The organism is Caenimonas aquaedulcis, assembly GCF_015831345.1.
In the GTDB taxonomy this organism is placed as follows: domain Bacteria; phylum Pseudomonadota; class Gammaproteobacteria; order Burkholderiales; family Burkholderiaceae_C; genus Ramlibacter; species Ramlibacter aquaedulcis.
In genome coordinates, this window is record NZ_JADWYS010000001.1 from 2,053,131 (window position 1) to 2,065,565 (window position 12,435).

Annotated in this window: 13 protein-coding genes and 1 pseudogene; 8 read left to right on the forward strand and 6 right to left on the reverse strand. The window is 68.4% G+C overall.

Annotation, left to right across the window (positions count from 1 at the left end; all coding sequences use genetic code 11):
* Positions 1 to 23 precede the first annotated feature (23 nt).
* A complete protein-coding gene (locus I5803_RS09875) occupies positions 24 to 1,100 on the forward strand; it encodes a calcium:cation antiporter (protein ID WP_196986199.1) in 1,077 nt (358 codons plus the stop codon).
* On the opposite strand, the gene I5803_RS09880 is transcribed toward I5803_RS09875, so the two are convergent.
* The 3 genes from I5803_RS09880 to paoA are packed head-to-tail and all read right to left on the reverse strand — an operon-like array spanning position 1,101 to position 5,003.
* Positions 1,101 to 3,344: a xanthine dehydrogenase family protein molybdopterin-binding subunit gene (locus tag I5803_RS09880; RefSeq protein WP_196986200.1), complete on the reverse strand. Its 2,244-nt coding sequence runs from the start codon at positions 3,342 to 3,344 to the stop codon at positions 1,101 to 1,103. It abuts the gene before it with no gap.
* A 13-nt stretch (positions 3,345 to 3,357) separates the two neighbouring features.
* The gene (locus I5803_RS09885) at positions 3,358 to 4,341 is read right to left on the reverse strand and encodes an FAD binding domain-containing protein (protein ID WP_196986201.1); all 984 of its coding nucleotides are present in this window, start codon (positions 4,339 to 4,341) and stop codon (positions 3,358 to 3,360) included.
* Complete coding sequence (gene paoA, locus I5803_RS09890) at positions 4,338 to 5,003, reverse strand: aldehyde dehydrogenase iron-sulfur subunit PaoA (protein WP_196986202.1); 666 nt, start codon at positions 5,001 to 5,003, stop codon at positions 4,338 to 4,340. Before paoA ends, I5803_RS09885 begins: the two co-directional genes overlap by 4 nt.
* A gap of 103 nt (positions 5,004 to 5,106) precedes the next feature.
* Between paoA and I5803_RS09895 the strand changes: the two genes are divergently transcribed.
* Together I5803_RS09895 and I5803_RS09900 are read left to right on the forward strand one after the other, a co-directional pair.
* On the forward strand, positions 5,107 to 5,706 hold the full coding sequence (locus I5803_RS09895) for an ATP-dependent Clp protease proteolytic subunit (protein ID WP_196986203.1): 600 nt from the start codon (positions 5,107 to 5,109) through the stop codon (positions 5,704 to 5,706).
* Between the two features lie 28 nt (positions 5,707 to 5,734).
* Positions 5,735 to 5,851: pseudogene (locus tag I5803_RS09900) on the forward strand (cyanase); the annotation flags it as partial.
* A 16-nt stretch (positions 5,852 to 5,867) separates the two neighbouring features.
* On the opposite strand, the gene I5803_RS09905 reads toward I5803_RS09900, so the two are convergent.
* A complete protein-coding gene (locus tag I5803_RS09905; RefSeq protein ID WP_196986204.1) occupies positions 5,868 to 6,299 on the reverse strand; it encodes a hypothetical protein in 432 nt (143 codons plus the stop codon).
* A 39-nt stretch (positions 6,300 to 6,338) separates the two neighbouring features.
* Between I5803_RS09905 and I5803_RS09910 the strand changes: the two genes are divergently transcribed.
* Positions 6,339 to 6,857, forward strand: coding sequence for a YcxB family protein (locus I5803_RS09910; protein WP_196986205.1), 519 nt, complete (start codon positions 6,339 to 6,341; stop codon positions 6,855 to 6,857).
* A gap of 5 nt (positions 6,858 to 6,862) precedes the next feature.
* Here the strand turns inward: I5803_RS09910 and I5803_RS09915 are convergent, their stop codons facing one another.
* Complete coding sequence (locus I5803_RS09915; protein WP_196986206.1) at positions 6,863 to 8,614, reverse strand: IlvD/Edd family dehydratase; 1,752 nt, start codon at positions 8,612 to 8,614, stop codon at positions 6,863 to 6,865.
* Between the two features lie 102 nt (positions 8,615 to 8,716).
* Here I5803_RS09915 and I5803_RS09920 point away from each other — a divergent pair, with 102 nt between their 5' ends.
* Complete coding sequence (locus I5803_RS09920) at positions 8,717 to 9,139, forward strand: VOC family protein (protein WP_196986207.1); 423 nt, start codon at positions 8,717 to 8,719, stop codon at positions 9,137 to 9,139.
* A gap of 88 nt (positions 9,140 to 9,227) precedes the next feature.
* Here the strand turns inward: I5803_RS09920 and I5803_RS09925 are convergent, their stop codons facing one another.
* Positions 9,228 to 9,494 (reverse strand): GlsB/YeaQ/YmgE family stress response membrane protein, encoded by a 267-nt coding sequence (locus tag I5803_RS09925; RefSeq protein WP_196986208.1) that lies wholly within the window; start codon positions 9,492 to 9,494, stop codon positions 9,228 to 9,230.
* Positions 9,495 to 9,792: 298 nt separating this feature from the next.
* On the opposite strand from I5803_RS09925, the gene I5803_RS09930 reads away from it, so the two are divergent.
* The 3 genes from I5803_RS09930 to I5803_RS09940 are packed head-to-tail and all read left to right on the forward strand — an operon-like array spanning position 9,793 to position 12,421.
* The gene (locus tag I5803_RS09930) at positions 9,793 to 10,830 is read left to right on the forward strand and encodes an ABC transporter substrate-binding protein (protein WP_196986209.1); all 1,038 of its coding nucleotides are present in this window, start codon (positions 9,793 to 9,795) and stop codon (positions 10,828 to 10,830) included.
* A gap of 8 nt (positions 10,831 to 10,838) precedes the next feature.
* Entirely contained in the window at positions 10,839 to 11,657 is an 819-nt protein-coding gene (locus I5803_RS09935; RefSeq protein WP_196986210.1) for an ABC transporter ATP-binding protein, read from the forward strand.
* A complete protein-coding gene (locus I5803_RS09940) occupies positions 11,654 to 12,421 on the forward strand; it encodes an ABC transporter permease (RefSeq protein ID WP_196986211.1) in 768 nt (255 codons plus the stop codon). Before I5803_RS09935 ends, I5803_RS09940 begins: the two co-directional genes overlap by 4 nt.
* Positions 12,422 to 12,435: the final 14 nt, after the last annotated feature.

The following is a 12,435-nucleotide window of genomic DNA, read 5'->3' on the forward strand; positions in this document are numbered from 1 at the left end:
ATGGCGCCCCCTATCATCGGCCGATGCCCTCGTCACACGCCCTGCCCCGCTGGACCCTGGTCGCGCCCGTTGCGGGTTGGCTCCTTCTCGCCGGGACATGGCTGGGCCTGTCGGGCTGGTACGGCCTGCTGGTCGCCGCGGGCCTGGTGGGTTGCGTGCTCGCCTCGGTGCACCACGCCGAAGTGGTGGCGCACCGAGTGGGCGAGCCCTTCGGCACCTTGCTGCTGGCCGTCGCCGTCACGGTGATCGAGGTGGGCCTGATCGTCTCGCTCATGCTCTCCGGCGGACCGGCCGCGGCGGCCCTGCCGCGCGATACGGTGTTCGCAGCGGTCATGCTCATCCTCAACGGCATGGTGGGCCTGTGCCTGCTCGTCGGCAGCCATCGGCATGGCGAACAGACCTTCACCCTGTCGGGCGTCAATGCGTCGCTGGCGACGCTCGCGGCCATCGTCACCCTCACGCTGGTGCTGCCCAATTACACGCTCACGGCGCCGGGCCCTATGTACAGCCGCAGCCAGCTCGGGTTCATCGCGCTCGTGTCGCTGGTGCTCTACGGCACCTTCCTGCTGGTGCAGACAGTCCGGCACCGCGACTACTTCCTGCCCGCGAAGGCCACGCCGGACGACCATGCGCAACCACCGTCGAAACGCACCGCGGCCGTCAGCGGCAGCGTGCTGCTCGCCTGCCTGGGCGCGGTGGTGCTGCTCGGCAAGGCGCTGGCGCCGACCATCGAATCCGGCGTGGAGGCCATGGGCGCGCCGCACTCCCTCGTCGGCATCATCATCGCGGCCGTGGTGCTGATGCCCGAGAGCCTGGCCGCGGTGCGCGCCGCGCGCGCCAACCGGCTGCAGACCAGCATGAACCTCGCGCTCGGCTCCGCGCTCGCCAGCATCGGCCTCACGATTCCCGCGGTAGCCATCGTGTCGCTCCTCACGGGCTGGACACTGCAGTTGGGCATCGACGCCAAGTCCACCGTGCTGCTGGTGCTGTCGCTGATGGTCGCAACGCTGTCGCTGGGCACCGGGCGCACCACCGTGCTGCAGGGCGTGGTGCACCTGGTGATCTTCGCGGTCTACCTCTTCATCACCATCGTGCCCTGATCAGCGGCTCGCGTAGTTCGCGCCGCCCAGGCCCGCGAGGATCTTGTCCAGCGTCACCGGGTAGTCGCGCACGCGCACGCCGGTGGCGTTGAAGATGGCGTTGGCCACCGCCGCGCCGGCGCCGCTGATGCCCAGTTCGCCCACGCCCTTGATCTTCAGCGGATTGGTCTTGTCGTCCACCTCCGGCAGGAAGATCGCCTCGATCGCGGGGATGTCCGCATGGGCCGCCACGTGGTACTCCGCCAGGTCATGGTTGACGAAGTAGCCGTAGCGCGGATCGACCACCGCGTCCTCGTGCAGCGCGTTGCTCGCGCCCCAGATCATCCCGCCGATCGCCTGCGAGCGGGCGGTCTTGGCATTCAGGATGCGGCCCGCAGCGAACACGCCCAGCATGCGGCGCAGGCGCACCTCGCCCGAATCCATATCGACCGCCACTTCCGCGAACTGCGCGCCGTAGGCCTGCTGCGAGAACTTCTTTTCCATCTCGCCGGGCTTGATCTCGCCCTCGGCCTGCACGCCCGAGGCCCCGGCCAGGCCCGCGAGCGTGGCCGACTTGCCGCCGCCGCTGATGCGGCCGCGTTCGAACACCGCCTGCGCCGGATCGATGCCGGCACCTTGCGCGAACTTCGTGCGCAGCTTGTCACAGGCGTCGTACAGGGCGGAGCCCGCGCTCGCCGCGCCGAACGATCCGCCCGAGCCCGCCGTCGGCGGAAAGTCGCTGTCGCCCAGCAGCATGCGCACCTTCTCCGGCGCGATGCCCATCATCTCGGCCGCGATCTGCGTGAGTACCGTGTAGCTGCCGGTGCCGATGTCGGTCATCGACATCTTCACCGTCAGCACGCCCTCGCCGTCCATGGCGACGCCGCATTTCGAGGGCCGCAGCAGGTTGCCGCGCGTGGTGGCGCACATGCCCATGCCGACCAGCCAGCGTCCCTCGCGCACCTGGCCGGGCTGGGCGCTGCGGCGACTCCAGCCGAAGCGCTTCGCGCCTTCCTGCAGGCAGGCGACGAGCTGCCGCGTCGAATACGGCACGTTCTTTTCCGGGTCCTGCTTCGGCTCGTTGCGAAGCCGCAGTTCGACCGGATCCATCTTCAACGCGTCGGCCAGTTCGTCCATCGCGCATTCCAGCGCGAGCATGCCCACCGCCTCGCCGGGCGCGCGCGTGGAGTCGGACACCGGCAGGTCGAGCTTGACCACGCGATGCTGCGTCATGCGGTTCGCGGCGGCGTAGAGGGAACGCGTCTGCTTGGCGGCCGACTCGTAGAAGTCGTCGAAGCGCGCGCTGTGCGACCAGGCCTCGTGCCCGATGGCGGTGAGCACGCCGTCGCGCGTGGCGCCCAGGCGCAGGCGCTGCACGGTCTCCGTGCGGTGCGTGGTGACGTGGAACATCTGCTGGCGCGTGAGCGCCGTCTTGACCGGGCGCTTGAGCTCGCGCGACGCGAGGGCGGACAGGATCACGTCGCCGTAGATCGGCAGCTTGCCGCCGAAGCCGCCGCCGATGTAGCGGCTCACGATGCGCACCTTCTCCTCGGGGATCTGCAGCGTGTGCGCGACGCACTTCTGCGCGCTCTCCAGAAGCTGCGAGGAGCAGTGCACGATGACGCGATCCCCCTCCCACCACGCGAGGCTCGCGTGCGGCTCCATCTGCGCATGGATGTGCATGGGCGTGGTGTAGGTCGCGTCGATCTTCACCGGGGCCGCGGCGAACGCGCCGTCGAAGTCGCCCACATGGCTGTCGGGCTCCTTGCCCTCGCCGCCCGCGGGCTTCTCGGCCTTCGCGAGCAGCGGCTGCAATTCATGCTCGCCCTTGTCCTGCGCGTAGCTCACGCGCACCAGCGCGGCGGCCGCGCGCGCCTGCTCGATCGTCTCGGCCACGACGAACGCGACGGGCTCCCCGTAGTACTCGATCCGCGCGTCGTTCAGCTGCGGGCGCGGCCGCGCGAAACGGTCCTCGCCTTCATGGGCGAAGGGCGCCTGCTTCGGCGCGTTGCGGTGGGTCATCACCATCAAGACGCCGGGCGAGCGCTCGGCCGCCTGCGTGTCGATGGCGCTCACGCGGCCGCGGGAGATCGTCGCCTCCACGAGCCATCCGTAGGCGGGCTTCGCGCCCTCCTTCACTTCGTACGCATACGGCGCGCGGCCGGTGACTTTGAGGTGGCCGTCGACGCGGTCCATCGCGCGCCCCATCAGCCCCTGGTGGTTCTGGTCCAGGGGGTTCTGCGGCGCCGGCTGGTTCATTTCCATGATGCTCGTCCTTTCAGCTCGTGGCTTGCGCCAGTACGCCGTCCAGCACCCGGCGGACCAGCGGAATCTTGAAATCGTTGTGGCCCCGGCCCTGCGCGCCGCGCAGCACCGCCTCGCCGGCGGCCTCGAAAGCCGCCCGCCCCGCCTTCTCACCGGCCAGCACGGCCTCGGCCTCGGGCACGCGCCAGGGTTTGTGGGCCAGTCCGCCGAATGCCATGCGCGCGCCGCGGACGTTTCCGCCACGCGCATCGACGATCGCCGCGACCGACACCAGCGCGAAGGCGTAAGACGCCCGGTCGCGCACCTTGCGATACAGCTGCACGCCCGGCGGCGGAGCAGGCAGCGTCACGGCGGTGATGAATTCGCCGGGCTGCAGGCTGGTCTCGACGTTCGGGGTGTTGCCCGGCAGGCGGTGGAAGTCCGCGATCGGGATCACGCGGCGCCCGCCTTGCGGCAGCACCGTCTCCACCTGCGCGTCCAGCACGCGCATCGCGACCGCCATGTCGGACGGATGCACCGCGATGCACTGGTCGCTCGCGCCCACGATGGCATGGATGCGGTTGAAGCCGCCGATCGCCGAGCAGCCGGTGCCGGGCTGGCGCTTGTTGCAAGGCTTGCTGGTGTCGTAGAAGTAGTAGCAGCGCGTGCGCTGCAGCAGGTTGCCTGCGGTGGTGGCCTTGTTGCGCAATTGCCCGGAGGCGCCCGCGAGCAGCGCGCGGGACAGCACCGCATAGCGCCTGCGAACGCGCGCATCGGCCGCGAGATCGCTGTTGCGCACCATCGCGCCGATGCGCAGCCCGCCGCCCGCCACGTCCTCGATGCGGTCGAGGCCGGGGATGCGGTTGACATCCACCAGGTGCGCGGGCGTCTCGATCTGCAGCTTCATCAGGTCCAGCAGGTTGGTGCCGCCTGCGATGTACTTCGCGCCCGGGCGCGCCGCGACCGCGCCGGCAGCGGCTTCCGCGGTGGCCGCGCGTTCATAGCTGAAGGACTTCATGCCGCGCCTCCCGCCACGTCCTTGATGGCCGCGACGATGTTGGGGTAGCAGCTGCAGCGGCAGATGTTGCCGCTCATGCGCTCGCGGATCTCTTCCTCGTTGAACGGCCCCGCCCTTTCCAGGCTGGCCGACACATGGCTGGGCATCCCGGCGCGCACCTCGGACAGCATGCCGACCGCCGAGCAGATCTGCCCAGGCGTGCAATAGCCGCACTGGAAGCCGTCGCGCTTGATGAAGGCCGCCTGCAGCGGGTGCAGTTGCTCGCCGCGCGCGAGGCCCTCGATCGTCGTGACCGACTGGCCGTCGTGCATCACCGCGAGCGACAGGCAGGCGTTGATGCGCCGGCCGTCGGCCAGTACCGTGCAGGCGCCGCACTGGCCGTGGTCGCAGCCCTTCTTGCTGCCGGTGAGCTGCAGGTTCTCGCGCAGCGCGTCCAGGAGGGTCGTGCGGGTGTCGACGTCCAGGTCGCGCGGCTGGCCATTGACGGTGAGGCGGATGCGCAGGCGGCTCGGCGGCGCGTCCATGGATGAGGTGGCCGGCGGGGCGGCCTGCTGGGCGTCTACTTGCATAGGGGCCTGTACGGCGACCAGCGCGGTCGCGCCTTTCAACACCGTGCGGCGGGTCAGGTCACCGCCCGGTGCGTTTTCTGTGGATTTGCGCATTGGGTTACTCTAGGCATCCGCGCGGCACCCCATCGCCGGAACAGACCGACAGGCGCGTACTATTTTTCTTACGCCGCACAGCGACAGCACAAGGAACACAGCCATGGAAACCCCACACGAGCACGACAACGAACCCGCCAGCACGGCCGAGCCACGCAACGCGTTCCTCGAGGAAAAAGCCTTCAAGTCGCGCACCGTCCTCGTCTTCGGCGAGATCAACGACCGCGCCGCCGCGGACATCACGCGCCGCCTGATCGCGCTGGACGCCGATTCGCACCAGCCTATCGACATGCTGGTGAGCTCGCCGGGCGGCCACCTCGAGTCGGGCGACGCGATCCACGACATGATCAAGTTCATCACCGCGCCCGTGAACATGATCGGCACGGGCTGGGTCGGCAGCGCCGCCACCCACCTGTACCTGGCGGTGCCGAAAGAGCGCCGCTTCTGCACGCCCAACACGCGCTTCCTGATCCACCAGCCGAGCGGCGGCGCCGGCGGCCAGGCCACGGACATCGCGATCCATGCGCAGGAGATCATCAAGGCGCGCGAACGCATCGCCCGCACCATCTCCCGCGAGACCGGCCAGGACTACGAGAAGGTGCTGCAGGACATCGAGCGCGACCGCTGGCTCGGCCCGGAGGAAGCGATCACCTACGGCCTGGTGGGACGCATCGTCAACAGCAAGAGCGACCTCAAGAAGTAGGCCGCCCGCAGCCTCCGGCCGTGCCCGCGACGGCATCATGAGCGCCATCGACTTCTCGATGGACATCCAGCGCGAACCCGACCCGAAGGGCGACCGGGTCCATGTGGTGCTGTCGGGCAAGTTCCTGCCCTACAAGACGTACTGAAACGACTTCGGACGCGCTAGCGGTGCGAAGCGGCGGCCGCGACGCGCGCCGCGAACAGCTCCGCGTCGCTGTAGATCTGGATCAGGTTGCCTGTCTGCGACAGGTGCTGCGCGATGGCCACGGTGAGCTCGATCGCCTTGTTGCCCACCAGCACGCTCACGCGGGTCAGGTGTTCGCGGTTGAGGGCGAAGAACTGCGTCCACTCCTGGGGCACGGAGCCCGTCACCGCGATCGCCGCCGCGGTGTCGATGAACAGTTCCACCGGCCGGTGCCGCAGCATCTCCATCCGGATTTCATCGAGCGTGGCCGTGCCGAACTGGCCTTCGTCGATGCCGGAGATCGTGACCAGCAGCGCACCGGGGCGAAGACGCCGGTAGGCGAAGGTCGCCCGGCCACCGGCCAGCCGGAGCGTGCCGTCGGGAAGGGTTTCGCGGGTGATCTCGGGCATGCGCGAATGATAGCGACGGGGCGCGCTAGACTTTCGCGCGTGACGTACCGATTCTCCTTCGTCTCGACGCACCGGGACCTCATCGACGCGTACGACGCCGAGCGCAGCGCGCGCGCCGGGCGCCACCCGCGTTCGCGTGGCCTCATGTGGTTCGTGGGCGTGCTGTGGTTCGGCGGATTCTTTTTCCTCGGGCCCGGCGCCTTCCGCGACGCGCCCCTCATCTCGTTTGCGTGGCTCGCGCTGGGCGTGTTCGTGACCTGGAAGATGGGCCTGAAGCCGCTCATCGAACGGCAGCGCATCACCAAGGCCAGCAAGCCGCAACAGCAGCTCGATATTTCCTTCACCGACGAAGGCATGGCCACGGTGACGCCGGAAGGCGGCTCGTACGCGCGCGCATGGGCGGAGCTCGAGGCGGTCGAAGCGGCGCGGCTGGGCGTGCTGCTCGGCTTCAGCGACGGCGTGCGCAACTGGGTGCCCAACCGCGCCTTCGCCGGCGACGAGGAGAAGCAGGCGTTCGTCGCGTATCTTCGCGGCAGGATGGGCGCCGCGAAAGCCTAACGCCCTCAGGCCTTGGGGAGCGCTCCCATCGCCTGCGTGCCCCGCAGGAAATCGAAGTCCACCCCCTGGTCGGCCTGCGTCACCGTCTCCAGGAACAGCTTGCGGTATCCGCGCTGCGCGGTCGGGACCTGCACCGGATTTTCCTTGGCGCGTTTCGCCAGTTCTTCGGCAGAAACCAGCAGCTCGAGCTCGCGCCGCTCCACCGACAGGCGGATACGGTCGCCGCTGCGCACATAGGCGAGCGGCCCGCCCACCGCGGACTCCGGCGTCACGTGCAGCACGATGGTGCCGAAGGCCGTGCCGCTCATGCGCCCGTCGGAGATACGCACGATGTCCTTCACGCCGGCCTTCGCCAGCTTGCGCGGGATCGGGATGTAGCCGGCTTCCGGCATCCCCGGCGCGCCCTTCGGCCCGATGTTCTTGAGCACGAGGATGTCGTCGGCCGTCACGTCGAGCGCGTCGCTGTCGATGCGGTTCGCGAGGTCTTCGAGCCCCTCGAACACCACCGCGCGCCCTTCGTGTTCCATGAGCTTCGGGTCGGCCGCGGACTGCTTGATGATCGCGCCGCCGGGCGCGAGGTTGCCCTGCAGCACCGCGATGCCGCCCTGCGGATAGATCGGGTTGGCGCGCGTGCGGATCACGTCCTGCGCGAAACCCGGGCTCGCGCGATCCAGCTCGTCGCCCAGCGTGCGCCCGGTCACCGTCATGGCATCGAGGTGCAGCAGCGGCCTGAGCTCGCGCAGCAGGGCCGTCATGCCGCCCGCCGCATGGAAGTGCTCCATGTAGTGATGGCCCGAGGGCTTGAGGTCCACCAGCACCGGCGTCTCGCGGCCCATGCGGTCCAGCGCCTTCAGGTCCACGTCGTAGCCCATGCGGCCCGCGATCGCCGTGAGGTGCACGATGCCGTTGGTGGAGCCGCCGATCGCCAGCAGCACGCGCATCGCGTTCTCGAACGCCTGCGCCGTGAGAACCCTGTCGATGGTGAGGCCGTCCCTGGCCATCTGCACCGCCGTGCTGCCGGTGAGCTCCGCGACGCGCATGCGGTCGGAGGTCACCGCCGGAGGCGACGCGCCGCCCGGCACCGTCATGCCCAGCGCTTCGGCGACGCAAGCCATGGTGCTCGCGGTGCCCATCACCGAGCAGGTGCCCACACTGGGCACGAGCTGGTTGTTCACGTCGGCGATCTCGGTGTCGTCGATCTCCTCCGCGCGGAACTTGCCCCAGTAGCGGCGGCAGTCGGTGCAGGCGCCCACCACCTCGCCGCGATGCGATCCGGTCAGCATGGAACCGGTGATGAGCTGGATCGCGGGCAGGCCCGCGGAGGCCGCGCCCATCAGTTGCGCCGGCACGGTCTTGTCGCAGCCGCCGATCAGCACGACGGCATCCATCGGCTGCGCGCGCAGCATCTCCTCGGTGTCCATCGACATGAGGTTGCGCAGGTACATGCTCGTGGGCGCGGCGAAGCTCTCGCCGATGGAGATGGTCGGGAACTTCACCGGCAGGCCGCCGGCGAGCATGACGCCGCGCTGCACCGCCTCGATCAATTGCGGCATGTTGCCGTGGCAGGGGTTGTAGCCGCTGCCCGTGTCGGCGATGCCGATCACCGGGCGGTCCAGCGCGGCGTCGGTATAGCCCGCGCCCTTGATGAAGGCCTTGCGCAGGAAGAGCGAGAAGCCGGCGTCGCCGTAGTTCGTGAGCCCCTTGCGCATGCCGCCGGCGGCCGGGGGTGTCTTGCGATCGTCTTTCGGTGAGGACATTGTTCGTACAGCGTGGGGCTGCTGGTGATGCGCCGCGTGCGATTGTGCGCTTCATAAGACAATGCCTGCTGTCATCCCCCTCATCCAAGAAGAGAAACCCGCATGGCCGTCACTCCCCTGTTCCACCTCGCCTTTCCCGTTCGCGACATCGCCGAAGCGCGCCGCTTCTACGGCGGCCTGCTCGGCTGCCGCGAAGGCCGCAGCAGCGACGCATGGGTGGATTTCGATTTCTACGGCCACCAGGTGGTGGCCCATCTCGCGCCGCAGGAATGCAGGAGCGCGTCGACCAGCGCCGTGGACGGCGACGATGTGCCGGTGCGGCACTTCGGCGTGATCCTCACGGTGCCGGTCTGGCAGCTGCTCGCGGACAAGCTCACGGCGGCCGGGACGAAATTCATCATCGAGCCGCACATCCGCTTCAAGGGCGAGGTGGGCGAGCAGGCCACGATGTTCTTCCTGGACCCCTCGGGCAACGCGCTGGAGTTCAAGGCCTTCGCGGACATGAACCAGGTCTTCGCGAAGTAGTTTCCGGGCCCGCAAACAAGAAGGCATCCGCTTCTTGCGAAGCGGATGCCCGAATACTGCTTGGTGCGCTTTTGCTCAGCGCGTGTTCTTAGCGGACGCGGCCGCGGCGGAACAGGTTGACGATGGCGAGCAGGATGATGGCGCCGACGAGCGACACGACCAGCGAGCCGATGCTGAAACCGTCATTGATGGTGCCCGTGCCGACCATCGGGGAGATCAGCCAGCCGCCGATGAAGGCGCCGACGATACCCACGACCACGTTCAGCAGGATGCCCTGCTGGCCGTCGGTCTTCATGACCAGGCTGGCGAGCCAACCAACGATACCACCCACGATAAGCCAGAGAATGAAACCCATTTGAGACTCCTTTAAGCCGCGAACGGCATGTTGTTGAAAGCGGCCGGCCCTACCGGTTCCCGACCACCTGCCGCTGGTGAGCAGCCGGTGAAAGAAATATCGGCTGGCGCGCAAGGCCGGGGCGTAGTCGGCCACACAGGCTCATCGTGCGTGCTTGGCGCGTGGGCGCGTGGGACGCGCCCTACTCCACGGCTGAGCCAGGAGGCGTTTGGCGGGGAAGGCACAATGGGGAGCGCCTGCTGCTGAGGCACCCTTCTTGCTTGAACGCCCCATCGTTTTGAACAATGGAGTCCTGTCGATGAAGAAACGCCTGCTCATGAAGTCCCTGCTCACCCTCGGCGCGCTGGCGCTGGCCGCCGCGCTGCCCGCGTACGCGCAAACCACCCCCATCAAATTCCAGCTCGACTGGCGCTTCGAGGGGCCCGCCGCGCTCTTCCTCACACCTGCGGCGAAAGGCTATTTCAAGGAGGCCGGCCTCGACGTCACGATCGACGCAGGCAACGGCTCCGGCGGCGCCGTCACGCGCGTCGCGTCGGGCACCTACGACATGGGCTTCGCCGATCTCGCGGCCCTGATGGAATTCCACGCCAACAACCCCGACGCGCCCAACAAGCCGGTCGCGGTGATGATGGTCTACAACAACACGCCCGCCTCCGTGATGGCCCTCAAGAAGTCCGGGATCAAGGCCCCGGCGGACCTGAACGGCAAGAAGCTCGGCGCGCCGGTGTTCGACGCCGGCCGCCGCGCCTTCCCGATCTTCCAGAAGGCCAACGGCATCTCCGGGGTGACCTGGACCGCAATGGATCCGCCGCTGCGCGAGACCATGCTCGCCCGCGGCGACGTGGACGCGATCACGGGCTTTACCTTCACTTCGCTCCTCAACCTCGAAGCGCGCGGCGTGAAGGCGCAGGACGTCGTCGTGCTGCCCTATGCGGACAACGGCGTGAAGCTGTACGGCAACGTGGTCATCGCCACGCCGAAGCTGCTCAAGGAGAACCCGGCCGCGGTGAAGGCCTTCCTCTCGGCCTTCACCAAGGGCATGAAGGACGTCATCGCGAAGCCGGAGGCCGCCATCGCCGACGTGAAGGCACGCGACGGCATCATCAATACGGAACTGGAGACGCGCCGGCTCAAGCTCGCGATCGACACGGTCATCAACAGCCCGGACGCGCGGGCCGAGGGCTTCGGCAAGGTCAATCCGGGCCGCATGTCGCTCATGGCCTCGCAGGTGTCCGATGCCTTCGGCACCAAGACGCGCGTGAACCCGGACGCGGTGTGGAACGGCTCGTTCCTGCCGCCCGCGGCGGAGCTCAACGCGGTGCTGCCGAAGAAGTGAGGGGCGGCTTGAGCGCAGGGCCCGCTTTCGCGAAGTTCGAAGACGTCTGGCTCGCCTACGACGAGGACGCGCTGGCCGCCGGGAACTTCGCGGTGGAGGCGATCGACCTCGACGTGAAGCAGGGCGAATTCATCGCCATCGTCGGGCCCTCGGGCTGCGGCAAGTCCACGTTCATGAAACTCGCCACGGGGTTGAAGAAGCCTTCGCGCGGGGCGATCCGCGTCGATGGCCAGCCGGTGACGGGCCCGCTGAAGATTTCCGGCATGGCGTTCCAGGCGCCGTCGCTGCTGCCCTGGCGCACGACGGTGGACAACGTCCTGCTGCCGCTGGAGATCGTCGAGCCCTACCGCGCCAATTTCAAGGCGAAGCGGTCGGAGTATGCGGAGCGTGCGCGCAAGCTGCTGCAGAAAGTCGGGCTCGCGGGCTACGAGGACAAGTATCCGTGGGAACTCTCGGGCGGGATGCAGCAGCGCGCGAGCATCTGCCGCGCGCTGATCCACGAGCCCAAGATGCTGCTGCTCGACGAGCCCTTCGGCGCGCTCGATGCCTTCACCCGCGAGGAGCTCTGGTGCATCCTGCGCGACCTGTGGACGGAGCAGCGCTTCAACGTGATCCTCGTGACGCATGACCTGCGCGAGTCGGTGTTTCTCGCCGACACGGTGTATGTGATGAGCAAGCGCCCCGGCCGCTTCGTCGTTCGGCGCGAAATCGGGCTGCCGCGCCCGCGCGAGCTGGAGCTCACCTACACGAAGGAGTTCACCGACATCGTGCACGAGCTGCGCGGGCACATCGGGGCCATCCGGCAGACGACGCAGGTGCCCGCATGAAGCGCCGCCAGCTGGAGACCTGGTCGCCGTGGGTGCTGCTGGTGGCGGTCGTCCTGCTGTGGCAGGTGATCTGCTCCGCGTTCGACGTGTCCGAATTCATCTTCCCGAGCCCGCTGCGCATCTGGAACCAGATGGTGGAATTCAAGGGCATCATCGCCGCGCACGCGTGGCGCACCTTCTGGGTCACGATGGCGGGCTTCGGCCTGGCGATCGTGGTGGGCGTGCTGCTCGGCTTCCTCATCGGCAGTTCACGCATGGCGTACGCGGCGGTCTATCCGCTCATGACCGCGTTCAACGCGCTGCCGAAAGCGGCCTTCGTGCCGATCCTGGTGGTGTGGTTCGGCATCGGCGCCGGTCCCGCGATCCTCACCGCGTTCCTCATCTCCTTCTTCCCGATCATGGTGAACATCGCGACGGGCTTGGCGACCCTGGAGCCGGAACTCGAGGACGTGCTGCGCGTGCTCGGCGCGCGGCGCTGGGACGTGCTCGTGAAAGTCGGCCTGCCGCGCTCCCTGCCCTACTTCTACGCCTCGCTGAAAGTCGCGATCACGCTCGCCTTCGTCGGGACCACCGTGTCCGAGATGACCGCGGCGAACGAGGGCATCGGCTACCTGCTGATCTCCGCCGGGTCGGCGATGCAGATGGGCCTCGCCTTCGCCGGCCTCGTCGTCATCGGCGCGATGGCGATGGTGATGTACGAGCTTTTCAGCCTGCTGGAGCGGCACACCACGGCCTGGGCGCATCGCGGCTCGCAAGGCCACTGAGCTGCCGCGCACTC